Origin of the sequence: Streptomyces amritsarensis, from assembly GCF_001953875.1 — a bacterium.
Taxonomy (GTDB): domain Bacteria; phylum Actinomycetota; class Actinomycetes; order Streptomycetales; family Streptomycetaceae; genus Streptomyces; species Streptomyces amritsarensis.
Map to the genome: position 1 here is coordinate 39,154 of NZ_MQUR01000019.1, position 22,109 is coordinate 61,262.

Sequence of the window (22,109 nt, forward strand, 5' to 3'; positions counted from 1 at the left end):
CGGCGGGGCCTTTAAGGCTTTGCCCTCGGCCCGTCCCGCCTAGTACCGTGGGAGCGGATTGGTGAGCGGCCCCGCGCCTGTGTCATCATCTGCACGCACCTTCGTACGCGGGGGTGTGCTGGAGGCGTCGCCTAGTCCGGTCTATGGCGCCGCACTGCTAATGCGGTTTGGGTCTTACCACCCATCGAGGGTTCAAATCCCTCCGCCTCCGCAGTTCATCGAAGCCCCGGTCCGTCAGGACCGGGGCTTCGATGCGTTCCGGGAGCCGTACGCCTGCTGGGGTGTTCCGCTGTGCTCCGAGCCTTGCCCGCCCCGTACGCCGACTCATGTGGACGATCTTCATCCGGAGCGTTTCCGCAGTTCAGACTGGGTTTGGCTAATGGATTTCGCGTCCCGGCGAGGTCCATGTATTGTTGTTCTCGCAAGGCCAACGGGGCGGAAAACCCCGGGAAGCCCAAGCACTCGTAGCTTAACGGATAGAGCATCTGACTACGGATCAGAAGGTTGCAGGTTCGAATCCTGCCGAGTGCACAGCAGGGCAGAGGCCCCGGACGGAAGTCCGGGGCCTCTGTCGTATGTCCCGGTTGTCCCCGGTGGGATGTCCTCCTCCTTGATGGGGAGGGGGTCCCCCGGGAGATGTCGGGGATGGGATGGCTCTGGCGGGGGACGCCGGCTACCCGGCGGCGTCGGTACGGTTCTTGAAGATCGTCCGAAGCTGGAAAACGGGGGCAACCATGGGACTGTTCGGGAATGCGCACACCGTCGACCCCGTGTCGGCGCAGCGGGACTATGCACGGCTGCTCGGTCAGGGGGAGCAGGTGCACGCCGCCTTCCTGTTGATCCGGGACACGATCCTGTTCACCGACCGGCGACTGGTGCTCGTCGACAAGCAGGGGCTCACGGGCAAGAAGGTGGAGTACCACTCCGTCCCCTACCGGAGCATCACGCACTTCTCCGTGGAGACCGCCGGCCACTTCGATCTGGACGCCGAGCTGAAGATCTGGATATCCGGCAGCTCGACGCCGATCGAGAAGACCTTCACCAAGGGTGTGGACATCTACGAGGTGCAGGCGATCCTGACGCAGTTCGTCGCCCGCTAGCCGGACGTCCGCCCGGCCGGTCTCAGAGGACCCGGGGGAGGCCGGTCACCGACATCACCAGCGAGTAGAGGGAGGTGGTGGCGGTGATGAAGAGGCGGTTGTTCTTGGGGCCGCCGAAGGCGATGTTGGAGACGGGCTCGGGGACGCGCAGGCGGCCGATGAGGGTGCCGTCCGCGGCGTAGCAGTGGACGCCGTCCTCCATCGCTGCCGCCCACAGCCGGCCCTCGTCGTCGAAGCGGAGGTTGTCGATGCCGGGGCAGGTCGTGAAGACGCGGTCGCCGGTGAGGGAGCCGGTCTCGGTGACCTTGAAGGTGCGGATGTGGCCGGCCCTGGTGTCCGCCGCGTACAGCTCGCTCTCGTCGGGGGAGAAGACGAGGCCGTTGGGGCCGAGGAAGCCGTCGGCGACCATCCGTACCTCGCCGGTGGAGGGATCGGCCCGGTAGAGGTTGCAGGCTCCGATCTCGCTGGGTGCGCGGTGGCCCTCGTAGTCGTTGGTGATGCCGAAGTCCGGGTCGGAGAACCAGACGGACCCGTCCGAGTGGACCACAGCGTCGTTCGGGCTGTTGAGCCGCTTGCCGTCGAAGCGGTCGGCGATGACGGTGATGCTGCCGTCGGGTTCGGTGCGGGTCACGCGCCGGTTGCCCTGTTCGCAGGAGATCAGGCGGCCCTCGCGGTCGAGGGTGTTGCCGTTGGAGTGCCCGGCGGGCGAGCGGAAGACGGAGACCGCGCCGGTCGCCTCGTCCCAGCGCAGCATCCGGTCGTTGGGGATGTCGCTCCACAGCAGCTGCCGCCAGGCCGGCAGATACAGCGGGCCTTCCGCCCAGCGGCAGTCGTCGTGGAGCCGCTCCAGCCGGGCGTCGCCGTTGGCGCAGCGGCCGGTCTTGAAGCGTTCGTCCAGGATTTCATACAAGGTGAGGTCGGCTATGCCAGACATGGTTCCCCCTGAGTGCAGGTTGCCGAATTTTGTTCGGTCTGAGGGTGGCATTGCAGGATCAGGTACCGTCTTCGCAAGGCTTGTCAGGCCCAAGAGAGGGAGATTGCGTGGACGACATCGACCGGACGCTCGTCCTGCGCCTGCAGCAGGACGCCGGCCAGTCCTACGCGGCTCTCGGCACAGCCGTCGGGCTCTCGGCCGGGGCCACCCACGAGCGCGTACGCAAACTGCGCGAGCGCGGGGTGATCCGGAGGACCACCATCGACGTCGACCCCGCCGCGGTCGGCAGCGGAGTCCTCGCCTACGTGATGGTCGACTCCAACGCGTGGATGGGCGAATCCGGAGACGACTTCGCCGCCATCCCGGAGATCCAGGAGGCGCACATCATCGCGGGCAGCGCGTCGGTACTGGTGAAGGTGCGCACGGCCTCGACCGAGCAGCTGCAGGACGTCCTGCGCCGCCTCTACGCCATCGACGGCGTCAGCGGGACGCACGCGACCGTCGTCCTGGAGACCTTCTTCGAGCGGCCGCTCCCGCTGTGACCTGGTGGTGCACCGGGATCCGGTGGAAGGGCTCCGCCCCGGTCATCGGGTGGTACGGCCAGGGGCGCGGCGAGCGCGTGAGTGCGCCGGCGTACGGGCAGCGGCTGGCCTTCGTCGCACGCGGGGAGCGGCACTGCCTGGGCGTGTGGAGGGCCGGGAAGCGGACCCCCTGCCCGGCCTCCGCCGCCATCCCCGGCCGCGGAGGCAGTGCGCAGTGCCCCGAATGCGCCCGCCTCGACCGGTCGTTCTCCGTGGCGGCCGATACCAACGCCGCCGATCCGCGGACCTACCGGGTCTATCTGGCCTGGTTCGGGCCGGGCATGGTCAAGGTCGGGATCACCGCAGAGGAGCGCGGCCCGGCCCGGCTGCTGGAGCAGGGGGCGGTGTCGTGGACCTGGCTGGGACGCGGACCGCTGATGGCCACCCGGCGCACCGAGGAGCTGCTGCGGGCGGCGCTCGGGGTGCCCGACCGGATCGCGTACACGCGCAAGCGCGCCGTACGGGCCCATCTGCCCGGCGCTCCGGAGCGGGCGCGGGAGGTCGCCGAACTGCACGGCCGGGCGGCGGCGCTGGCCGGGTGGCCGGAGTCCCTGGAGCGGATGGGGTGCGAAGTCACCGACCACGCGAAGGTGTTCGGCATGGACCTCTGGCAGGGGCTCCCGGCCCCGGACCGGGTGGTCGCGGAGATGGCGGCCGACCGGGCCGTCGTGGGGCGGCTGGTCGGCGCCGCCGGGCCCGACCTGCACTTCGAGGACGGGCTCGTGGTCGACACCCGGCTGCTGGCCGGCTGGGAACTCGCCACCCCGGGCGAGGGAGCGGTGACCTCCGTGCCGGTCGCGCAGATCCCGGCGGCGGCCGCTGCTCCCATGGAGCAGGACGGACTGTTCTGACATCCTCGGACGGGGATCCACGAGACCGGCGCCATGGTCAAGTCTTGGATCCCTTTGCCCGTCCGGGGCCGATCCGGGTGGACACGCCGGGGTCGCTCCGCCGAGGGTGGTGGGCATGACCACTCAGCCGGTGGCGGCCTTCGAACCGCCCTATGTCATGGCCGTTTTCAGCAGCGTCCGCACCGCGGACGACACCGGCCTCGATGAACTCAACGACCGGATGGAGGAGATCGTCCAGGCGATCCCCGGCTACCTCGGCTACGAGTCCGCGCGCAATCCCGAAGGCCTGGGCATCACCGTCGCCTACTTCCGGGACCACGAGTCCCTCACGGCGTGGCGCGAGAACCTGGAGCACCAGGCGGCCATGAGGAAGGGCCGCGCCGAGTGGTACGAGAGCTACACCCTGCACGTTGCGACCGTCGAGCGGAGCCACGGCTTTGTCCGCAACGCCTGATGCGGTCCGCGCCTTCCGGGAGCGGCTTGGGCTGCCCGGACTGGTCGACGTCCACACCCACTTCATGCCTGAGCGGGTCCTGGACAAGGTGTGGGACTACTTCGACGCGGTCGGCCCGCTGACCGGCGTCGAGTGGCCCATCACCTACCGCCACGAGGAGGAGCAGCGCGTCGCGCTCCTGAGGGAGTTCGGCGTCCGGGCCTTCACCTCCATGCTCTATCCGCACAAACCGGAGATGGCCGCCTGGCTCAACGCCTGGTCCGCCGACTTCGCGGCCCGCACCCCCGACTGCCTGCACACCGCGACCTTCTTCCCGGAGGAGGGCGTTGACGCGTACGTCCGCCAAGCCGTGGAGTCGGGTGCCCGGATCTTCAAGGCACACCTCCAGGTCGGCGGGTACGACCCGAACGACGACGTGCTCGATGCCGTCTGGGGGCTGTTGGCCGAGGCCGGCATCCCCACCGTGATCCACTGCGGCTCCGGCCCCGTCCCCGGCAAGCACACGGGACCCGACCCGGTCGCCCGTCTGCTGGCCCGCCATCCGCGGCTGCCGCTGGTCATCGCCCACATGGGCATGCCCGAGTACGCGGACTTCCTCGACCTCGCCGACCGCCACCCGGCGGTGCGCCTCGACACGACCATGGCCTTCACCGACTTCTCCGAGCGGTTCAGCCCCTTTCCGCCCGCGGACCTCGGCCGGCTCGCGGACCTCGGCGACCGGATCCTGCTGGGCACCGACTTCCCGAACATCCCCTACCCGTACGAGCACCAGCTCGCCGCCCTCGAGCGGCTGGGCCTGGGCGACGACTGGCTGCGGGCGGTCTGCCACGACAACGGCGCCCGGCTGTTCCGCCTCGACGGCTGACACCCTGCCTTCCCCCGGGGGGCCGACGGGCCGGGGTCCTTTCTCAGGAAATTCACAGGTTGGGGCAAGAACGCTCTCAGAGGGGCCGGGGAGCGTGTCCGTATGACTGCGACGACCACCTCCCAAGCGTCCACGTCCACCGGCAACCACACGGCCCTGGTGCGGCCCGACGGCGGGCCCTGCCGGGTACTCGTCGTCGACGACGAGGCCTCGCTCTCCGAGCTGCTGTCCATGGCGCTGCGCTATGAAGGCTGCGAGGTCCGCAGCGCCGGCGACGGCGCGGGGGCGTTGCGGGCCGCGCGCGGCTTCCGCCCGGACGTGGTCGTTCTCGACGTCATGCTTCCCGACATGGACGGTCTCACCGTCCTCGGGCAGCTGCGCCGGGAGATCCCCCAGGTCCCCGTCCTGTTCCTGACCGCCAAGGACTCCGTGGAGGACCGGATCGCCGGCCTCACCGCGGGCGGCGACGACTACGTCACCAAGCCCTTCAGCCTGGAGGAGGTCGTGGCCCGGCTGCGCGGCCTGGTGCGGCGTTCGGGCGCGGCACAGGCGGCGCGCGGCGGCTCGGTCCTGACCGTCGGTGATCTGCGCCTCGACGAGGACAGCCACGAGGTGGTGCGCGGCGGCCGGGACGTCCACCTGACCGCCACCGAGTTCGAGCTGCTGCGCTACCTGATGCGCAACCCGCGGCGCGTGCTGAGCAAGGCGCAGATCCTGGACCGGGTCTGGTCCTACGACTTCGGCGGCCAGGCCAACGTGGTCGAGCTCTACATCTCCTACCTGCGGCGCAAGTTGGAGAGCGGCCTCGGGCTGCCGTCGATGATCCACACCCGGCGCGGCGCCGGCTATCTGATCAAGCCGGCCGAGTAGTGGCACGGCGCAGGAGCCGGCGACCGGGCGGGCGCCGGCCCTGGTCGCTGCGGACCCGGCTCGTCGTCTCGGCGGTGGCCCTGATCGCCGTCGTGGGAGCGGCCATCGGCACCGTCACCACCCTCGCGCTGCGCTCGTACCTGGTCACCCAGCTCGACGAGCAGCTGGACACGTCCATGAGGATGGCCGCCCGGGCACCCGGCGGGAAGGCGGCCCGGGAGAGCGGTGCGGGCTTCGTCATGGCCCCCGGCAGCCCGCTGGACGCCGTGGGGATCCGGCTGGACCACAACGGCGCGGTCGTGGGCAGCGCCCGCAACACCCGCGGCGAGGCATGGTCGCCCGACCAGGTGCCGCCGTCCCTCACCGAAGCCCAGAGCACGGCCCTCGCCCGGGCCGCCGAGGAGGCCGCGCAGGGCTCGTCCGGCCGCGCCGTGGGCGCGGAGCTGCCGGGCCTGGGCACCTACCGGGTGCTCGCCTCACCGGACCGGACCGTCGTGCTGGCCTTCCCGCTCGGCGAGGTCGACTCCACCGTCCGCACCCTGGTGGGGGTCGAGGTCTGCGTCACCCTGGCCGGGCTGATCGCCGCCTCGCTCGCCGGGCAGGCCCTGGTCGGGGTAGCCCTGCGCCCGCTGCGCCGGGTCGCCGCCACCGCCACCCGGGTCTCCGAACTCCCCCTCCACAAGGGCGAGCCGGCGCTCCACGAACGGGTCCCGGACGCCGAGGCCGACCCCCGCACCGAGGTGGGCCAGGTCGGTGCCGCCCTCAACCGCATGCTCGGCCACGTCTCCTCCGCCCTCACCGCGCGCCAGCAGAGCGAGATGCGGGTACGGCAGTTCGTCGCCGACGCCAGCCACGAGCTGCGTACGCCACTTGCCTCCATCCGCGGCTACGCCGAACTCACGCGCCGCGGCCGTGAGGAGCCCGGCCCCGACACCCGGCACGCCCTGGGCCGGATCGAGTCCGAGGCCACCCGGATGACCGGCCTGGTCGAGGACCTGCTCCTGCTGGCCCGGCTCGACGCGGGCCGCCCGCTGTCCACCGCCGACAGCGAAACCGATCTCGCCCCTCTCGTCATCGACGCCGTCAGCGACGCCCGGGCCGCCGGTCCCGACCACCACTGGCGCCTGAACCTGCCCGAGGAGCCCGCGCCCGTACGCGCCGACGCGGCCCGCATCCAGCAGGTCCTGGTGAACCTGCTCGCCAACGCCCGTACCCACACACCGCCCGGCACGACCGTCACCGCCCATGTTTCACGTGAAACATCCGCCGTCCGGCTGCGCATCGAGGACGACGGGCCCGGCATCCCACCCGACCTTCTCCCCCGCGTCTTCGAGCGCTTCGCACGCGGGGACGCCTCCCGCTCCCGGGCCGCCGGTTCCACCGGCCTCGGGCTGGCCATCGTCCAGGCCGTGGTGACGGCCCACGGCGGGAGCGTCGGCGTGCAGAGTGCGCCGGGGCGGACCTGCTTCGAGGTCGTCCTGCCCCTCGTGGGGGCCGCCGGAGCACCGGTGCCGGACTCACAGACGGGCCACAGGCTCACCACACTGAGGTGACAGGCGGCTCCGCGAGTGTCGGAGCATGCCAACCGACACCTCTCCCGGAGCCCTTCCGGCACGGGCGCCCCTCGCGCCCGTGCCCGGCGAGCCCGTCCTCGACGTGGTGATCCCGGTCTTCAACGAGGAGAAGGACCTCGGGCCGTGCGTGCGCCGCCTGCACGAGCACCTCACCCGGACCTTCCCCTACCCCTTCCGGATCACGGTCGCCGACAACGCGAGCACCGACCGCACCCCCGAGGTCGCAGCCGGGCTCGCCGCGGCTCTGGACGGCGTCCGCAGCACCCGCCTGGAGGAGAAGGGCCGGGGCAGGGCCCTGCGAACGGTCTGGTCCGGGTCCGACGCCCCCGTCCTCGCCTACATGGACGTGGACCTCTCCACCGACCTGAACGCGCTGCTGCCGCTGGTCGCCCCCCTGATCTCCGGCCACTCCGACCTCGCCATCGGCACCCGCCTGGCCCGCTCCTCGCGGGTCGTACGGGGAGCCAAGCGGGAGTTCGTCTCCCGCGCCTACAACCTCCTGCTGCGGTCCTCCCTCGCCGCCCGGTTCAGCGACGCCCAGTGCGGCTTCAAGGCCATCCGGCGCGAGGTCGCCGAGCGACTGCTGCCGCTGGTGGAGGACACGGGCTGGTTCTTCGACACCGAACTGCTCGTGCTCGCCGAACGGGCCGGGCTGCGGATCCACGAAGTGCCCGTGGACTGGGTCGACGACCCCGACTCCACCGTGCACATCGTCAGGACCGCCACCGAGGACCTCAAGGGTGTCTGGCGCGTGGGCCGGGCGCTGGCCGTCGGAGCGCTCCCGCTCGACCGGCTCGCCCGCCCCTTCGGCGACGATCCGCGCGACCGCACCGCGGTTCCCGGGGTGGACGGCGGACTGGCCCGCCAGCTCATCGGATTCTGCACCGTCGGGGTCCTCTCCACCCTGCTCTACCTGGCGCTGTACTCCGCCCTCCGGAGCGGGTCCGGCCCCCAACTCGCCAACGGCACAGCCCTGCTGCTCTCCGCCGTGGCCAACACGGCGGCCAACCGCCGGCTCACCTTCGGCGTCCGCGGCAGGGAGCGCGCCGTACGCCACCAGGCCCAGGGACTGGTGGTCTTCGGTATCGGGCTGGCCCTCACCAGCGGGTCCCTCGCCGCCCTCGCGGCGGCCACCCCGCATCCCGCGCACGCGACCGAGCTGGCCGTCCTGATCACCGCGAACCTCGCAGCCACCGTGCTGCGCTTCCTGCTCCTGCGCGCCTGGGTCTTCCCCGAGCGACGCGGCACCCATGCCCGCACATCCACATCCAAGGAGGGCCGATGACCACGGCTGCACTCCCGCTCTTCCCGGCCGCCGTGGCCGGCTCCGATACCGCCAGGCCCCGCTGGGAACGGCCCGCCCTCGCCGGGCTGCTGATCGCCACCGCCGCCCTGCTCCTGTGGAACTTGGACGCCTCCGGCTACGCGAACTCCTTCTACTCGGCCGCGGTACAGGCCGGCAGCGAGAGCTGGAAGGCCTTCTTCTTCGGCTCCTCCGACGCGGGCAACTCCATCACCGTCGACAAGCCCCCGGCCGCCCTGTGGCCGATGATGCTCTCGGTCCGGCTGTTCGGACTGGGCTCCTGGCAGATCCTCGTCCCGCAGGCCCTGATGGGGGTGGCGACCACCGGCGTGCTGTACGCCGCCGTACGCCGCCAGTTCGGGCCGGGAGCCGCGCTGCTGAGCGGCGCCGCCTTCGCGCTGACACCCGTCGCAGCGCTGATGTTCCGCTTCAACAACCCCGACGCGCTGCTGACCCTGCTGCTCACCGTCACCGTGTACTGCCTGCTGCGGGCCCTCGAAGGAGCGCACACCCGCTGGCTGGTCTGGGCCGGGGTCGCGGTCGGCTTCGCCTTCCTGACCAAGACCTTGCAGGCCTTCGTCATCCTTCCGCCGCTCGCCGTGCTGTACGCCGTCTGCGCGCCCACCGGGCTGCGCCGCAGGCTCGGCCAGCTGCTGCTCGCAGGCGGCGCCATGGTGGTGGCGGGCGGCTGGTGGGTCGCCGTCGTCGAACTGTGGCCCGCCTCCTCCCGCCCGTACATCGGCGGCTCGCAGAACAACTCCTTCCTGGAGCTGACCCTCGGCTACAACGGCCTCGGCAGGATCAACGGCAATGAGACCGGGAGCGTCGGCGGCGGAGCGGGTGGCCCCGGCGGCGCCGGCGGCGGACGGTGGGGAGAGAGCGGGATCGACCGGCTCTTCGCGGGCAACATCGGCGGGCAGATCTCCTGGCTGCTGCCGGCGGCCCTGGTGCTGCTCGTGGCCGGCCTGGTGATCACCTGGCGGGCCCGCCGTGCCACCGACTCGGTGGACGGCATGGCGCGCGCCGCCTTCCTGGCCTGGGGCGGCTCGCTGCTGATCACCGCGGTGGTCTTCAGCTACATGCAGGGCATCTTCCATGAGTACTACACCGTGGCGCTGGCGCCTTTCGTGGCCGCGCTGGTCGGCATGGGCACCGCCGTGCTGTGGGAGGAACGCGGCAGCACGCCGGCCGCCGTCACCCTCTCCGGCACGCTTGCCCTGACGGGGATCTGGTCGTACGTCCTGCTCGGCCGTGCCACCGGCTACCTGCCGTGGCTGCGCTGGGCGGTGCTGGTGGGCGGGCTGCTCGCCGCGGTCGCGCTGCCGTTCGCGGGGCGGGCCGGCCGGCGCATGCTGCGGGCCACCGCGGGGCTCGGAGTGGCGGCGGCCCTGGCCGGGCCGTTCGCGTACTGCATGACCACCGTGAGCACCGGCCACACCGGCTCCATCGTGACCGCCGGTCCGGCGGTGGCGGGAGGCCGGGGCGGCCCCGGTGGGATGGCCGGCGGCCCGGGCGGCTTCGGCGAGATGCGGCCGGGCGGCCAGAACGGCGCCCCGGGCGGCGGCCCGGGCGGCGGCCCGGGCGGCCGAGACAGCGCCGGTACGCGGCCGGGCGGCGGGCAGCAGTTCGGTGGCGCCCTGCCGCCGGGCGTCCTGCCGCCGGGCCAGGGCCAGGGACAGGGCCAGGGACGGGGCCAGGCCGGCATGCCTGGCGTGGACGGCCGAGGGGCCGAGGGGCCGGGGGGCTTTCCCGGCGGCATGGCGGGGGGCCCGGGCGGCGCCGGCGGCCTGCTCAACGGCGCCCGGGTCGGAGCCGAGGCCAAGGCGGCCCTTACGGCCGACGCCGACGCCTACACCTGGGCGGCGGCGGCCATCGGCTCCCAGAACGCCGCGAGTTACCAGCTCGCTTCCGGCGTGCCCGTCATGCCGATCGGCGGCTTCAACGGCAGCGACCCCTCGCCGACCCTGGCGCAGTTCAAGGAGTACGTGAGGGACGGGAAGATCCACTGGTTCATCGGGCAGGCCGGCACCACCGCGGGTGGCGGCGAGGACGGCGGACGCCGCGGCGGCGGTGGGCCCGGAGGCCCGGGCGGTGGCACCAGCACGGAGATCGAGAACTGGGTCAAGGCCACGTTCAAGGAGTCCGCGGTCGGCGGAGCCACCTTCTACGACCTGACGACCCCGACGGCCTGACCCCCGCGTCACAGCCTGGCCCCGCGTAACGTTCCGACCTCGCGCCGCGCCCCGGTCTCGCAGCACCGGACCCGATCGGTCGGACACCCCAGAGGGTCTCCGACCGATCGGCTCGCAACGCCCGGCCCACCCCCTAGCATCAAGGGGCGGACCGGGCATTCCGGGCTGGTCCAGCCGTCGCGAGGAGGCGCCTGCATGGTGACCGCGGCCGATCCGGGCGAGACCCGGACCAGCGTGTGGCTGGTGGCCAGGCCCGCCCCGCCCGGCAGACGTCGCACCGAGGCACCTTCCGGGCTCGACCGGGACCGGATCACCACCGCCACCGTCCGGCTGCTCGACGCCGACGGGCTCGCCCGGTTCTCGATGCGGCGGCTGGCCGCCGGACTCGGCGTCACCGCGATGTCCCTGTACTGGTACGTGGACACCAAGCACGATCTGCTCGAACTGGCCCTGGACCGGGCCTTGGGCGAGTCGGCCCCGCAGCCCGCCCCGCCCGCCCCGCCCGCCCCGCCCACCCGCGCCGCCCAGCCCGGGGCCGACAGGGCGGGCTGGCCGGGCGGGCTGCGGGAACTGGCCCGGGGCTACCGGCGGATGCTGGCGGACCACCCTTGGGTGGCTCCGCTCAGCGCGGCCTACCCCAACATCGGCCCGCACGCGCGGGCCTTCGACGCCGCCCTCCAGCGGCTGATGGACGACACCGGCCTGGTGGGCGCCGCCCGGACCGGCGCGCACCTGGCCGTCCGGCAGTTCCTGAACGGCTGCGGGGGCGCGGTCCGGCGGACTCCCGAGGACGACTTCTGCCTGGCGCTCGACGTCCTGATCGCGGGCATCGAGGCCAAGGCCGCCGCTGCCTGACCAGCCGAGCGCGGTGCGAACACCGTCCAAGCGCGGTGCGAACACCGTCCAACCACGGTGCGAGCACCGCCCGAGCGCGGCCTGCGCGCGGGGCGTGAGCGGGCGGCCTGAGCACGAAGCCTGAGCGCGCGGCCTGAGCGCCGTCCCGCGGCCCGCACACGGTCTGAGCGCCGCCCGGACGACCGGGCGGCGCTCAGGGGTGCGGGGATCTCAGGCCTTGACGGCGGCGTCCGCGATGTCGCCGATCTTGGCGGTCCCGGCGGGCGGGGCAGCGTCCGATGCCGCCGCGGGGGTGTGCACCGAGGGCTTCGACTTCAGGGCGACCTCCTTGATGAACACCACCAGGACCAGTCCGAGGAGCGCGAACGGGGCGGCGTAGAGGAAGACGTCGCCGACGCCGTGCCCGTACGCGGACTCGATGACCTCGCGGATGGGCGCGGGCAGCTTGTCGAGGTCGGGGATCCCGCCGCCGGCGGTGCCGCTGTGGCCCATGGCCGCCGCTTTCGGGCCGAGGGCGGTGAGCCCGTCCTGGACGTAGTGCGTGACCCGGTGGGCCATGACCGCGCCGAGCGCGGAGACGCCCATGGCGCCGCCGAGGGAGCGGAAGAAGGTGACGACCGAGCTGGCCGCGCCCAGGTCCTCGGGGGCCACCTGGTTCTGGGTGGCGAGGACCAGGTTCTGCATCATCATGCCGAGACCGAGGCCCGTCACCGCCATGTAGACCGCGATGTGCCAGTACGGGGTGTCGTGGCGCAGGGTGCCGAGCAGGCCCATTCCGGCCGTCAGCAGCACACCGCCGGAGACGAGCCAGGCCTTCCACCTACCGGTCTTGGTGATCACCTGACCGGAAACGGTGGAGGAGACGAAGAGGCCGGCGATCATCGGAATCGTGAGGATTCCGGACATCGTGGGGGACTCGCCACGGGCCAACTGGAAGAACTGGCTGAAAAACACGGTGCCCGAGAACATCGCGATGCCGACGAACAGCGACGCGGTGGAGGCGAGGGTGATGGTCTTGTTGCGGAACAGCCGCAGCGGGATGATCGGATCGCTCGCGCGGGACTCGACGAGGACGAAGAGCAGTCCCAGGACCACCGAGCCGCCCGTCATCGCCCAGGTCTGCCAGGAGATCCACTCGTAGGAGTCGCCGGCCTGGGTGACCCAGATCAGCAGCAGCGAGACGGCGGCGCTGATCAGGAAGGCGCCCAGCCAGTCGACCTTGACGTCGCGCCGTACGACCGGCAGCCGCAGCGTCTTCTGGAGGACGATCAGCGCGATGATCGCGAAGGGCGCGCCGACGTAGAAGCACCAGCGCCAGCCCAGCCAGTCGGTGTCGGTGATCACGCCGCCCAGCAGCGGGCCGCCGACGGTGGCCACGGCGAAGACCGCGCCGAGGTAGCCGCTGTACCGGCCGCGCTCGCGGGGGGAGATCATGGCGGCCATCACGATCTGGGCGAGGGCCGAGAGGCCGCCGACGCCGATGCCCTGGACCACGCGGCAGGCGATGAGCGTGCCGGTGTTCTGGGACATGCCCGCGACCACGGAGCCGAGGACGTAGATCACCAGGGATATCTGGACCAGCAGCTTCTTGCTGAAGAGGTCGGACAGCTTGCCCCACAGCGGGGTGGCCGCCGTCATGGACAGCAGCGCGGCGGTGACCACCCAGGTGTACGAGGACTGGGTGCCGCCGAGGTCGCTGATGATCTGGGGCAGGGCGTTGGAGACGATCGTGGAGGACAGGATCGCCACGAACATGCCGAGCATGAGCCCGGACAGCGCCTTCATGATCTGGGGATGGGTCATGTCCACGGACGTGGACACGGGGTCGGTGGTCGTCTCCGACGGGGCCATGTCTTTCCTTCCTCTAGAAGCTCGATCGGAGTCGGGCCAGCAGGGTGTTCAGTACCTCGATGTCCTGGGCGGACCAGTCGTGGAGGGCTCTCTCCAGCGCGGCCGTGTACCGGGCGCCGATCTCGGCGAGCAGGGCCCGTCCGGCCGGGGTGAGCCGCAGGATGCGGCAGCGTCCGTCGCCCGGGTCCGGTTCGCGCTCGATCCAACCGCGGGCGGTGATGTGGGTGACGTGCCGGCTGGTGACCGAGATGTCGACGGCCATGAGGTCGGCCAGCCGGCTCAGCCGCATCTCCCCGTGCCGGTCGAGCACGGTGAGCACGGCGGCGGCGCCGGGCGGGCAGTCCGGGGGCAGGTTGCGGGCGAGTTCGCGCTTGACGGCACCGATGCCGGTCAGCCGGCGGGCCAGCTCCTCGTGCGGAGTGGTCGGCGTTGTCTGTGTCGGCACCGGGCGGCTCCCCATCTTGTTGCTTGAGGCAACCATAGAAGCAGGTGGTTGCTACAGGCAAATGAATCCGGGGGGTGGGGCGGTAAAGGAATCGGAAAACCGGCTAGGGTCCTGCTCCATGGCTGAGAACCACAACTCACAGGTCCCCGAGGGCAACTACGACCCGGCGGGCAGCACCCAGATGTTCCGGGCCTTCGTCGAGGAGGCCGCACCGGCCCGGCAGGCCGGCCCGGGCTCGCGCCAGCAGCGCCGCGCCGAGCAGGAGGCGTCCAAGTCGTCCGGCCCGGCTGTGAAGGCGGGGCTGGTCCTCGCGCTCGTGCTCGTGATCGGTGCGGCCGCCTGGGTCGTCCTGCGCTGACACCGCCGGGGCGGGTCAGTTCCAGGTCGCGGCGACCTTCCGGGTGTCCACGTGCATGCCCAGCGGTACCCGCCAGGCTTCCACGCACACCGTGTAGGTCTGCGTCCTGGAGGCTCCGCCCGCGATGGGCGCGGGCAGCGGCTGGGTCGTGGTGATCGTGGCCCAGTCGATGCCGAGGGCGCCGATGATGTGGGTCGCGAAGCTGACCGTGCCCGAACGGGCCGCGGTGGTGCCGGTGTTGGTGAAGGTCACCGTGACCCGCTCGCACCAGCGGTCGGCCGCGGCGGACCGGGCCGGGGCGGACAGCGTCAGCTGCGCCGGGGTGGCCGGGGGTGGCGCCGGGGGTGTCGTGCCGGGCTTTCCCGGAGGTCCGGTGGGGCTCGTCGGGCCCGTGGGACCGCCGGGGCCCGGCGGGTTCGTCGGCGTGCCGGGAGCGCCGGGTGGCGTGGGGGCACGGCCCGGGCCGGCGGGGCTGCCGGGGGCGCTCGCGGAGCCGCCGGGGGTGGTGCTCGCGGCTCCGGCCGGTGCGGGGCCGCCCGCGGTTCCCGATCCCGCGGGAGCGTTCGGCGTACCGGAGGACTCGGCGGATCCGCCCGTCGCGGACGGGTCGCCGAGCTGCTGGAATTCCACCTCGCCCCGCGGGGCGACGTTCTCCCCCGGGCCCCGTTCGGGGCCCGGGGCCGCGGCGCCCACGGCGGAGAAGCCCTCGCGCGCCGGACCGCCGCAGCCGGCGAGGCCGGCGGCGGCCGTGCAGCACAGGGCGAGCAGGGCGGTGGCCGCCCGCGGTCCCTTTCGCATCGCGCCAGTGTTCCTGACGCTTCGTCAAATAGGAAGCGGTCGGCCCGGATCGTCCCCGAGGTCGTCCCTGGGGCCCGTCCCGCTGAGCGATCCGCGAAGCCGTCCGACCGTCCGGCCACGGCCGGTCAGCCGGTGAAACCGGCCGACCGGCCTGTGGGTTGCGGGTTGCCGGGTGTGTGCGCGTCAGTCCCCGATGAGGCCCACGCGCAGCTGCGCGAGCGTGCGCGTCAGCAGCCGGGAGACGTGCATCTGGGAGATGCCGACCTCCTCGCCGATCTGCGACTGCGTCATGTTCGCGAAGAAGCGCAGCATGATGATCTGCCGCTCCCGGGGCGGGAGTTTGGCGAGCAGCGGCTTCAGGGACTCGCGGTACTCGACGCCCTCCAGCGCGGTGTCCTCGTAGCCGAGGCGGTCCGCGAGCGAGCCCTCGCCGCCCTCGTCCTCCGGGGAGGGCGAGTCGAGCGAGGAGGCCGTGTAGGCGTTCCCGACGGCGAGGCCGTCGACGACGTCCTCCTCGGAGACGCCGAGCACGGCGGCGAGTTCCGGCACGGTCGGCGAGCGGTCCAGCTTCTGGGCGAGCTCGTCGCTGGCCTTGGTCAGCGCCAGGCGCAGCTCCTGGAGCCGGCGCGGGACGCGCACGGACCAGGAGGTGTCCCTAAAGAATCGTTTGATCTCGCCCACGACGGTCGGCATGGCGAACGTCGGGAACTCCACGCCGCGTTCGCAGTCGAAGCGGTCGATCGCCTTGATCAGCCCGATGGTGCCGACCTGGACGATGTCCTCCATCGGCTCGTTGCGGCTGCGGAAGCGGGCGGCGGCGTACCGCACGAGGGGCAGGTTCAGCTCGATCAGGGTGTCGCGTACGTAGGCCCGTTCCGGGCTGTCCGCGTCCAGGGTGGCAAGTCGCTGGAAGAGCGAGCGGGAGAGGGTGCGGGTGTCGATGGCTTCCGAGCGTTCGGACACTGCCGGCGGCGTCACGGGCTTTACGAGCGTGAGCACCTTGGAGCTGCCCTGGTCTACGGACATGCCACCCCCTTGAGGTCGCGGACGGTCGCGTACGGCGCGCCCGTCAGAGGAACGCAGCTTCCACCTGAATACCGGAGGCGGGGCCGCGGCAAACGCGGTTCACGCAGAATGTCACATGTCGGCAACACGCTGTAGCGCCATGTCGACATATATCTCCGACGACAGAAAGGGGCAGAACGTGATCAGCCCGTTCTGTCGGGAAACGCGTGAATGATCTACACCCGTTCCGGTTACGCCTCGATCCTGTTTGCGGATCTCAGACGGGCGAAGCTCCGGGCGAGGAGGCGCGAGACATGCATCTGGGAGACGCCGAGCTCCGCACTGATCTGTGACTGCGTCAGGTTGTTGTAGTACCGCAGGAGCAGGATCCGCTGCTCGCGCTCGGGCAGTTGTACGAGGAGGTGGCGGACGAGGTCGCGGTGCTCGACCCCGGCCAGCTCCGGGTCCTCGTAGCCGAGGCGGTCCAGCAGGCCGGGCATGCCGTCGCCCTCCTGGGCGGCCTCCAGCGAGGTCGCGTGGTAGCTGCGGCCGGCCTCGATGCAGGACAGCACCTCGTCCTCGGAGATGCGCAGGCGCTCGGCGATCTCGGCGGTGGTCGGGGTGCGGCCGTGGAGGGTGGTGAGGTCCTCGGTCGCGGCGTTGACCTGCACCCACAGCTCGTGGAGGCGGCGCGGCACGTGGACGGTGCGCACGTTGTCGCGGAAGTACCGCTTGATCTCGCCCACGACCGTCGGCATCGCGAAGGTCGGGAACTGTACCCCGCGGTCCGGGTCGAACCGGTCGATGGCGTTGATCAGTCCGATCGTCCCGACCTGGACGACGTCCTCCATCGGCTCGTTGCGGCTGCGGAAGCGGGCGGCCGCGTACCGGACCAGCGGGAGGTTCGCCTCGATCAGGGCCCCGCGCACCCGGGTGTGCTCGCTCGTGCCCGGCTGGAGGCCCTTCAGCTGGCCGAACAGGACCTGGGTGAGGGCGCGGGTGTCCGCGCCCCGGCTCGGGGGTCTCGGGGCCGCCGGGGGCTCCTCGGGCGGCTGCCCCTGGCGGGTCCCGTTCCGGGGTTCCTGCTGGGGTGGCACCTGGGGGTCCTGCTGGGGCGGCACTTGAGGCGCAGTACTGGCCGGCACGGTCACGCCACCCCTTCAGTCAACTCATCCGTCAAAAGCGGTCATAGCATCACAAGAGATGTGCACTGTGTGCAAGCACCGTATATCGCCGTGTTGAGGGCAAGTTGGGCATATCCGGGCATTATGCCCGGCGGTGGGTACGCAAAAGCCCCCCACCCGTCGAGTGGGGGGCCGGAAGTCCGGGAACCGCTTCGGCGTATGGGTCAGCGCACCAGTTCGGTTATGAACTCGCCGATGCCGGAGGCGGCATCCGATATCCCCTGGAAGCCTATTTCCACGATTTCGGCGGCTCGCTTCGGCTGGGTGATGATCACGAAGAGGGCGAATACGGTGAGGGCACCCGTGATGAGCTTCTTGGTGTCCACGTGCGGGCGGCCTCCCCAACCGGTCCTTGCAAGTCGGGTGAGTCTAACCGGTCGGGATAGGGCACTCACCTGTCCTTTAAGGACCAAGGGCCCGCTGCTCCAGGCCTTTTGCCGGGGCGCCGGCGGTCGTAGGGGGCGCACGATGGAGGGGAGCCCACCGGTTCTGGCAGGAAACCGGTGGGTGAGGGACAGGGCCTCACTGCGGGGTCCGGGCCGCGAGCTTCCCCCTGACTGCGGCCCGGGCCGGCGGGCCCGTCCTCGTCGGGGGAAGCGGCTTGTCCCCCCGATGCCGCTTCCCCCGTCCCACGCGTCGAAGGTCCCGATCCAGGTCGGGGCCTTCGCAGCGTTCCCGTCCGCGCGGCCGCGCCTACTGGATGGCGCCGGCCAGGTCCGTGAGGGGCTGTACGGGGGCGATGACGGGCGCCAGCTGGTTGGGCAGGTCCGCCAGCGCGTTGAGCCCGTTCGCGCCGTCGCCGACCTTCCCCACGACCTCCTGGACGGAGGCGGGCTGGGCCCCCGCGGGCGTCCCGGGCGACGGGATCGGCACGTCCGGGAGGGTCAGCGGGGAGATCGGGGCCGTGTCCGCTGAGGCGGCGGGTGCGGCGAGGCCCGCGGCGGCCCCCGCGAGGGCGAAGGCGGCGAGGATGCGCTGGGTCTTGGTCATGCCGTGACAACGGCCGAGGGGGCGGGCGGTCACGCCGCTGTCCTCCGGAGAGCCGATCGGGAACGTCCCCGCCGACGACCGGGAACACCTCGGAACACACCCCGGGATACCCCCGGGATACGCCGAGAGCCCCGACCCTTGCGGGGCGGGGCTCTCGATCGAAGCGGTAGTGGAGGGATTTGAACCCCCGATGGGTTGCCCCATACTCGCTTTCGAGGCGAGCTCCTTCGGCCACTCGGACACACTACCGAGATGGATCCTAGCCTAAGGAACCCCATCCGCTGAAATCGGTATGCCCGGGGGTGTCCCGGCGGGGGCGCGCAGACTGCTCGCAGGCCGCTCGGAGCCGGTGCGGCAAGGGTCCGGGAGGGCCGGGAGGTCCTGCCGGGGCCGGTGCGGCGGGCGTTCGGGGGCCTGCCGGAGTCGGTGCGGCGGGCGTTCGGGGCGCTGCCGGGTCCGGTCCGGCACGGTTCACAGGTCGCGGAAGAAGTCCGTCAGCTGCCGCGCGCACTCGTCGGCGAGCACCCCGCGCACCACCTCCGGCCGGTGGTTGAGCCTGCGGTCCCGTACGAGGTCCCACAGCGAGCCGGCGGCGCCGGCCTTCTCGTCGTCCGCGCCGTAGACGACGCGGGCGACCCGTGACTGCACGAGCGCGCCCGCGCACATCACGCACGGCTCCAGGGTGACCACGAGGGTGCACCCCGGAAGCCGCCATTCCCCGAGTGCGGCGGCGGCCCTGCGCAGCGCCAGGACCTCGGCGTGCGCCGTGGGGTCGCCGCTCGCCTCGCGCTCGTTGTACCCGGTGGCGAGGATTTCGCCGTCCGGGCCCAGTACGACGGCGCCGACCGGCACATCGCCGGCCGGCACCGCCCGGGCGGCCTCCTGGAGCGCCAGGCGCATGGAGGCCCGCCACGGGTCCCGTACGGGATCGACGGGATCGGTGGTGTTCGTGGTGAGCACTAGCGGACGGCCTCCAGGACCTCGGTGGCGCCGAGGGAGTCGGCGATCTCCGAGAGCGCGTCCCCGTCCAGGGTCATCAGTTGCTTGTTGGTCACGCCGAGGTCGTCCAGCAGCCGGGGGTCGCCGAGCGGACCGGCCGGTACCGGCTCGGAGCCGGCCCCGCGCTCCCCGTCCTCGTCGGCGTCCTCGTCCGTGAACGCGGCGATGGATTCCTCCTCGCCGTCCTCGGTGCCGTCCAGGTCCAGCTCGTCGAGTTCGTCGTCCTCCTCATCGCTGCCCAGCAGCTCTTTGGTCAGCATCGAGCCGTAGGAGCTGCGGGCGGCCGCGGCGGCGTTCGACACGAAATACCGCGGGTCCTCCTCGCCGTCCACGCGGACGACGCCGAACCAGGCGTCCTCCTGCTCGATGAGGGCGACCACCGTGTCGTCGTCGACAGCGGCGGAACGGGCGAGATCGATCAGATCACTGAGGGACTCGACGTCGTCGAGTTCCATGTCGCTCGCTTCCCACCCGTCTTCGGTGCGCGCGAGCAGTGCGGCGAAATACACCGTGACTCTCCCACTGGTCTTAGGCGTGCCGGTTGGAGGTCCCCCCGGCCGGAGGTTGGAGCGGAACGGCCGTGCTGCTCGCCGCCCTGCCCCGCCCAATCGGCATCGTGGCAGAAACAGCGGCGTTGCGAGAGGTCTTCCGCGCTTGCGTCGTGCCGCGCCGTGTCCCGGCGGGGCCGGTGCGGGGCCGTGGCGCCGGGCCGTCACGGGGTGGCGGAGGCCGCGCCGGTTGCCCGGCGGGTCGCTCGTGTCGCGCGGGCGACACCCCGGATCACGACCGGATCGCCTCCGGGTCACCAGCGGAATGTGCGCATCCGCATCTGCTGGCGCATACGGGCCGCGCGGGCGCGGCGGGGCTGTACGCGATCGCGCAGGGCGCGGGCCTCCATCAGGTCACGCAGGAACTGCGCGCGGCGTGCTCGGCGCTGGGCCGCGGTCTCCGGAGTGTCGTCGCTCGGCTGCGTGTCGGGCATCGGCCACCACCCTGGGCTGGTCGGTCGTTTCCCCCTGCACCCACCTTCCCCCGGACAGGGCGTTTGATGCCACCCCCCTGCAGGTCAGACGTCGTCCTCCAGGGTCGGGACGATCGCCACCGGGCCGTGCGCGTGGTGCAGTACGGCATGGGCCACCGAGCCGATCTGCAGGGACATGGCGGTGCGCCTGGGGTGGTGGCGGCCGACCACCACCAGGGCCGCGGACCGGGAGGCGTCGACCAGCCGGCCCGCCGGGTCGCCGGGGACGGCGGCCTGCTCGACGGGGACGTCCGGGTAGCGTGCGCGCAGCGGCTCCAGCCGCCGTGTCTGGGAGCGGAGCATCTCCCGCTCGGCCGGTACGCCGTCCCCCTCGTCGGCGAGGCCCTCCGGCGGGATCACCTCGAAGGGCCGGTCGATCACCAGGGCCGGCGCGGGCGGGACGGCGTACGCGGAGACCACCTGGACGGTGGTCCCCCGCACGGCCGCCTCCGCGAAGGCGAAGGACAGTACGTCGTCGGGCGTCTCGGCGGCGTGCAGCCCGAGGACGACGCGTCCGGCGGACTGCTGCGGGGCGGTCGTCCCCGGGGCGCGCTCGGCGTGGCGCTCGGCGTGCGGGACCACCACCACGGGGCACGGCGCGGTCGAGGCCACCGCCCTGCTGCTCGATCCGAGCAGCAGGCTGGCGAAGCCGCCGCGGCCCCGTGAGCCCATCACGAGCATCAGGGCTCCCGACCCGATCACCCGCAGTGCTTCGGGGACGGAGCCCTCCAGCGACTCGTACCGGACCCCGTCGGGCAGGGCCGGCCCTTCGCCGATCATGCTCCGTACCCAGTCGTGGACGGGGTCGGGGTACTCCTTCGGCTCGGAGGCGTCGTGCAGCGACGCCCGGCGGCCCGCGTAGAGCTGGGCGTGATCGGGCAGTACATGGGCGACGAGGAGACCGGTACCGTGCCGCAGGGCGGCGCCCCGCGCCCATTGGAGGGCTTTGAGGCTGTGCTCGGACCCGTCGACGGCTGCGATCACCGGTGCGTTGCTCACCAGTCCAGCGTGCTGGGCGTCCGGGCGGGTCGCATCCGCAGGTCGTGGGGGCGTGGCCGCCGCCGGGGACGCGAACGGGCTGTTTCAGCGCGTAGCCTTTTGGGTGCAGGTCGCGTCGTGCGGCCGTTTTTGCTGGTCGCAGGCTGAGTTTTGGAGGATGTTGTGCGTTTGCAGGTCGTCGATCACCCCTTGGTGGCGCACAAACTCACCACCCTGCGCGACAAGCGCACCGATTCCGCCACTTTCCGGCGGCTGGCCGACGAGCTGGTGACCCTGCTCGCGTACGAGGCCACCCGTGACGTGCGCACCGAGCAGGCCGACATCGAGACGCCGGTCGCCCCGACCACGGGCGTGAAGCTCTCCGCGCCGCGGCCGCTGATCGTCCCGATCCTGCGGGCCGGCCTCGGCATGCTCGACGGCATGGTGCGGCTGCTGCCGACCGCCGAGGTGGGCTTCATGGGCATGGTCCGCAACGAGGAGACGCTCGAGGCCTCCACGTACGCGACCCGCATGCCGGAGGACCTCTCCGGACGCCAGGTCTACGTCGTGGACCCGATGCTCGCCACCGGCGGCACGCTGGTCGCGGCGATCCAGGAACTGATCAAGCGCGGCGCCGACGACGTCACGGCCGTGGTGCTGCTGGCCGCGCCCGAGGGCGTCGAGGTCATGGAGCGCGACCTGGCGGGCACGCCGGTGACGGTCGTGACGGCCGCGGTGGACGAGCGGCTCAACGAGCACGGCTACATCGTGCCGGGCCTGGGCGACGCCGGCGACCGCATGTACGGCTCGGCGGAGTAGTCCCGGGGCGGCCCGGCGGCCGGCCCGTCCAGCGGTCCGGCCGCCTCCGGTTCCCCGGGGCCGCCGGAGCCGCCGCAGCGTC

24 protein-coding genes and 3 tRNA genes are annotated in these 22,109 nt (G+C 72.1%); 14 read left to right on the forward strand and 13 right to left on the reverse strand.

Annotation, left to right across the window (positions count from 1 at the left end):
* The first annotated feature begins 120 nt into the window (after positions 1 to 120).
* From AVW11_RS11340 to AVW11_RS11350, 3 genes are all read left to right on the forward strand, one after another.
* Positions 121 to 211 (forward strand) — tRNA-Ser (locus tag AVW11_RS11340).
* Between the two features lie 247 nt (positions 212 to 458).
* A tRNA-Arg gene (locus tag AVW11_RS11345) sits at positions 459 to 531 on the forward strand.
* 203 nt (positions 532 to 734) lie between these two features.
* Positions 735 to 1,100 carry a PH domain-containing protein gene (locus tag AVW11_RS11350; RefSeq protein ID WP_030839590.1) on the forward strand — a complete coding sequence of 122 codons (366 nt, stop codon included), beginning with the start codon at positions 735 to 737 and terminating at the stop codon, positions 1,098 to 1,100.
* A gap of 22 nt (positions 1,101 to 1,122) precedes the next feature.
* On the opposite strand, the gene AVW11_RS11355 is transcribed toward AVW11_RS11350, so the two are convergent.
* Positions 1,123 to 2,034 (reverse strand): SMP-30/gluconolactonase/LRE family protein, encoded by a 912-nt coding sequence (locus AVW11_RS11355; RefSeq protein ID WP_060180132.1) that lies wholly within the window; start codon positions 2,032 to 2,034, stop codon positions 1,123 to 1,125.
* A gap of 107 nt (positions 2,035 to 2,141) precedes the next feature.
* Here AVW11_RS11355 and AVW11_RS11360 point away from each other — a divergent pair, with 107 nt between their 5' ends.
* The 9 genes from AVW11_RS11360 (at position 2,142) to AVW11_RS11400 (ending at position 11,579) form a co-directional block, all read left to right on the forward strand.
* The gene (locus AVW11_RS11360; protein ID WP_030839594.1) at positions 2,142 to 2,576 is read left to right on the forward strand and encodes an Lrp/AsnC family transcriptional regulator; all 435 of its coding nucleotides are present in this window, start codon (positions 2,142 to 2,144) and stop codon (positions 2,574 to 2,576) included.
* Complete coding sequence (locus AVW11_RS11365; RefSeq protein ID WP_076043921.1) at positions 2,573 to 3,466, forward strand: DUF2797 domain-containing protein; 894 nt, start codon at positions 2,573 to 2,575, stop codon at positions 3,464 to 3,466. Before AVW11_RS11360 ends, AVW11_RS11365 begins: the two co-directional genes overlap by 4 nt.
* 115 nt (positions 3,467 to 3,581) lie before the next feature.
* Positions 3,582 to 3,920: an antibiotic biosynthesis monooxygenase family protein gene (locus tag AVW11_RS11370; RefSeq protein WP_030839600.1), complete on the forward strand. Its 339-nt coding sequence runs from the start codon at positions 3,582 to 3,584 to the stop codon at positions 3,918 to 3,920.
* Positions 3,904 to 4,785, forward strand: a complete 882-nt coding sequence (locus AVW11_RS11375) for an amidohydrolase family protein (RefSeq protein ID WP_076043922.1) — start codon at positions 3,904 to 3,906, stop codon at positions 4,783 to 4,785. The genes AVW11_RS11370 and AVW11_RS11375 overlap by 17 nt, the downstream gene beginning before the upstream one ends.
* 102 nt (positions 4,786 to 4,887) lie before the next feature.
* Positions 4,888 to 5,655, forward strand: coding sequence for a response regulator transcription factor (locus AVW11_RS11380; protein ID WP_030839606.1), 768 nt, complete (start codon positions 4,888 to 4,890; stop codon positions 5,653 to 5,655).
* Positions 5,655 to 7,208, forward strand: a complete 1,554-nt coding sequence (locus AVW11_RS11385; protein WP_076043923.1) for a sensor histidine kinase — start codon at positions 5,655 to 5,657, stop codon at positions 7,206 to 7,208. The genes AVW11_RS11380 and AVW11_RS11385 overlap by 1 nt, the downstream gene beginning before the upstream one ends.
* Positions 7,209 to 7,233: 25 nt before the next feature.
* Entirely contained in the window at positions 7,234 to 8,514 is a 1,281-nt protein-coding gene (locus tag AVW11_RS11390; protein WP_076043924.1) for a bifunctional glycosyltransferase family 2/GtrA family protein, read from the forward strand.
* Entirely contained in the window at positions 8,511 to 10,724 is a 2,214-nt protein-coding gene (locus AVW11_RS11395; protein ID WP_076043925.1) for an ArnT family glycosyltransferase, read from the forward strand. The genes AVW11_RS11390 and AVW11_RS11395 overlap by 4 nt, the downstream gene beginning before the upstream one ends.
* Before the next feature lie 195 nt (positions 10,725 to 10,919).
* Complete coding sequence (locus tag AVW11_RS11400) at positions 10,920 to 11,579, forward strand: TetR/AcrR family transcriptional regulator (RefSeq protein WP_076043926.1); 660 nt, start codon at positions 10,920 to 10,922, stop codon at positions 11,577 to 11,579.
* Positions 11,580 to 11,789: 210 nt separating this feature from the next.
* Here the strand turns inward: AVW11_RS11400 and AVW11_RS11405 are convergent, their stop codons facing one another.
* Together AVW11_RS11405 and AVW11_RS11410 are read right to left on the reverse strand one after the other, a co-directional pair.
* A complete protein-coding gene (locus tag AVW11_RS11405; RefSeq protein ID WP_476755984.1) occupies positions 11,790 to 13,382 on the reverse strand; it encodes an MDR family MFS transporter in 1,593 nt (530 codons plus the stop codon).
* Between the two features lie 61 nt (positions 13,383 to 13,443).
* The gene (locus AVW11_RS11410) at positions 13,444 to 13,890 is read right to left on the reverse strand and encodes a MarR family winged helix-turn-helix transcriptional regulator (protein WP_051699449.1); all 447 of its coding nucleotides are present in this window, start codon (positions 13,888 to 13,890) and stop codon (positions 13,444 to 13,446) included.
* Between the two features lie 103 nt (positions 13,891 to 13,993).
* Here AVW11_RS11410 and AVW11_RS11415 point away from each other — a divergent pair, with 103 nt between their 5' ends.
* Positions 13,994 to 14,233, forward strand: a complete 240-nt coding sequence (locus AVW11_RS11415; protein WP_030839620.1) for a hypothetical protein — start codon at positions 13,994 to 13,996, stop codon at positions 14,231 to 14,233.
* Between the two features lie 15 nt (positions 14,234 to 14,248).
* Here AVW11_RS11415 and AVW11_RS11420 read toward each other — a convergent pair whose 3' ends face one another.
* From AVW11_RS11420 to AVW11_RS11460, 10 genes are all read right to left on the reverse strand, one after another.
* Positions 14,249 to 15,031, reverse strand: coding sequence for a hypothetical protein (locus tag AVW11_RS11420; protein WP_076043928.1), 783 nt, complete (start codon positions 15,029 to 15,031; stop codon positions 14,249 to 14,251).
* 183 nt (positions 15,032 to 15,214) lie between these two features.
* The gene (locus AVW11_RS11425) at positions 15,215 to 16,057 is read right to left on the reverse strand and encodes an RNA polymerase sigma factor SigF (protein WP_030027569.1); all 843 of its coding nucleotides are present in this window, start codon (positions 16,055 to 16,057) and stop codon (positions 15,215 to 15,217) included.
* A 230-nt stretch (positions 16,058 to 16,287) separates the two neighbouring features.
* Entirely contained in the window at positions 16,288 to 17,187 is a 900-nt protein-coding gene (locus AVW11_RS11430) for an RNA polymerase sigma factor SigF (protein ID WP_030839623.1), read from the reverse strand.
* Positions 17,188 to 17,384: 197 nt separating this feature from the next.
* Positions 17,385 to 17,546 carry a hypothetical protein gene (locus AVW11_RS37680; protein WP_167344740.1) on the reverse strand — a complete coding sequence of 54 codons (162 nt, stop codon included), beginning with the start codon at positions 17,544 to 17,546 and terminating at the stop codon, positions 17,385 to 17,387.
* Positions 17,547 to 17,913: 367 nt separating this feature from the next.
* Positions 17,914 to 18,243, reverse strand: coding sequence for a hypothetical protein (locus tag AVW11_RS11435; RefSeq protein ID WP_030839628.1), 330 nt, complete (start codon positions 18,241 to 18,243; stop codon positions 17,914 to 17,916).
* Between the two features lie 131 nt (positions 18,244 to 18,374).
* Positions 18,375 to 18,459 (reverse strand) — tRNA-Ser (locus AVW11_RS11440).
* Between the two features lie 222 nt (positions 18,460 to 18,681).
* Complete coding sequence (gene tadA / locus AVW11_RS11445; RefSeq protein WP_060180151.1) at positions 18,682 to 19,110, reverse strand: tRNA adenosine(34) deaminase TadA; 429 nt, start codon at positions 19,108 to 19,110, stop codon at positions 18,682 to 18,684.
* 59 nt (positions 19,111 to 19,169) lie between these two features.
* The gene (locus tag AVW11_RS11450; RefSeq protein ID WP_030839634.1) at positions 19,170 to 19,718 is read right to left on the reverse strand and encodes a tRNA adenosine deaminase-associated protein; all 549 of its coding nucleotides are present in this window, start codon (positions 19,716 to 19,718) and stop codon (positions 19,170 to 19,172) included.
* 293 nt (positions 19,719 to 20,011) lie between these two features.
* Positions 20,012 to 20,191, reverse strand: a complete 180-nt coding sequence (locus tag AVW11_RS11455) for a hypothetical protein (protein ID WP_030647083.1) — start codon at positions 20,189 to 20,191, stop codon at positions 20,012 to 20,014.
* Between the two features lie 84 nt (positions 20,192 to 20,275).
* Positions 20,276 to 21,229 carry a universal stress protein gene (locus AVW11_RS11460; protein ID WP_063898585.1) on the reverse strand — a complete coding sequence of 318 codons (954 nt, stop codon included), beginning with the start codon at positions 21,227 to 21,229 and terminating at the stop codon, positions 20,276 to 20,278.
* 162 nt (positions 21,230 to 21,391) lie between these two features.
* On the opposite strand from AVW11_RS11460, the gene upp reads away from it, so the two are divergent.
* Positions 21,392 to 22,027, forward strand: coding sequence for a uracil phosphoribosyltransferase (gene upp, locus AVW11_RS11465; protein ID WP_030647077.1), 636 nt, complete (start codon positions 21,392 to 21,394; stop codon positions 22,025 to 22,027).
* Positions 22,028 to 22,109 lie beyond the last annotated feature (82 nt).

Excerpts from the sequence above, each read along its gene's own strand:
- AVW11_RS11400 (WP_076043926.1), top strand. The coding sequence starts at position 10,920 with ATGGTGACCGCGGCCGATCCGGGCGAGACCCGGACCAGCGTGTGGCTG.
- AVW11_RS11370 (WP_030839600.1), top strand. The coding sequence starts at position 3,582 with ATGACCACTCAGCCGGTGGCGGCCTTCGAACCGCCCTATGTCATGGCC.
- AVW11_RS11425 (WP_030027569.1), bottom strand. The coding sequence starts at position 16,057 with ATGTCCGTAGACCAGGGCAGCTCCAAGGTGCTCACGCTCGTAAAGCCC.
- AVW11_RS11350 (WP_030839590.1), top strand. The coding sequence starts at position 735 with ATGGGACTGTTCGGGAATGCGCACACCGTCGACCCCGTGTCGGCGCAG.
- AVW11_RS11420 (WP_076043928.1), bottom strand. The coding sequence starts at position 15,031 with ATGCGAAAGGGACCGCGGGCGGCCACCGCCCTGCTCGCCCTGTGCTGC.
- AVW11_RS11390 (WP_076043924.1), top strand. The coding sequence starts at position 7,234 with ATGCCAACCGACACCTCTCCCGGAGCCCTTCCGGCACGGGCGCCCCTC.
- AVW11_RS11415 (WP_030839620.1), top strand. The coding sequence starts at position 13,994 with ATGGCTGAGAACCACAACTCACAGGTCCCCGAGGGCAACTACGACCCG.
- AVW11_RS11395 (WP_076043925.1), top strand. The coding sequence starts at position 8,511 with ATGACCACGGCTGCACTCCCGCTCTTCCCGGCCGCCGTGGCCGGCTCC.
- AVW11_RS11410 (WP_051699449.1), bottom strand. The coding sequence starts at position 13,890 with ATGGGGAGCCGCCCGGTGCCGACACAGACAACGCCGACCACTCCGCAC.
- tadA (WP_060180151.1), bottom strand. The coding sequence starts at position 19,110 with ATGCGCCTGGCGCTCCAGGAGGCCGCCCGGGCGGTGCCGGCCGGCGAT.
- AVW11_RS11455 (WP_030647083.1), bottom strand. The coding sequence starts at position 20,191 with ATGCCCGACACGCAGCCGAGCGACGACACTCCGGAGACCGCGGCCCAG.
- AVW11_RS11380 (WP_030839606.1), top strand. The coding sequence starts at position 4,888 with ATGACTGCGACGACCACCTCCCAAGCGTCCACGTCCACCGGCAACCAC.
- AVW11_RS11405 (WP_476755984.1), bottom strand. The coding sequence starts at position 13,382 with ATGACCCATCCCCAGATCATGAAGGCGCTGTCCGGGCTCATGCTCGGC.
- AVW11_RS11355 (WP_060180132.1), bottom strand. The coding sequence starts at position 2,034 with ATGTCTGGCATAGCCGACCTCACCTTGTATGAAATCCTGGACGAACGC.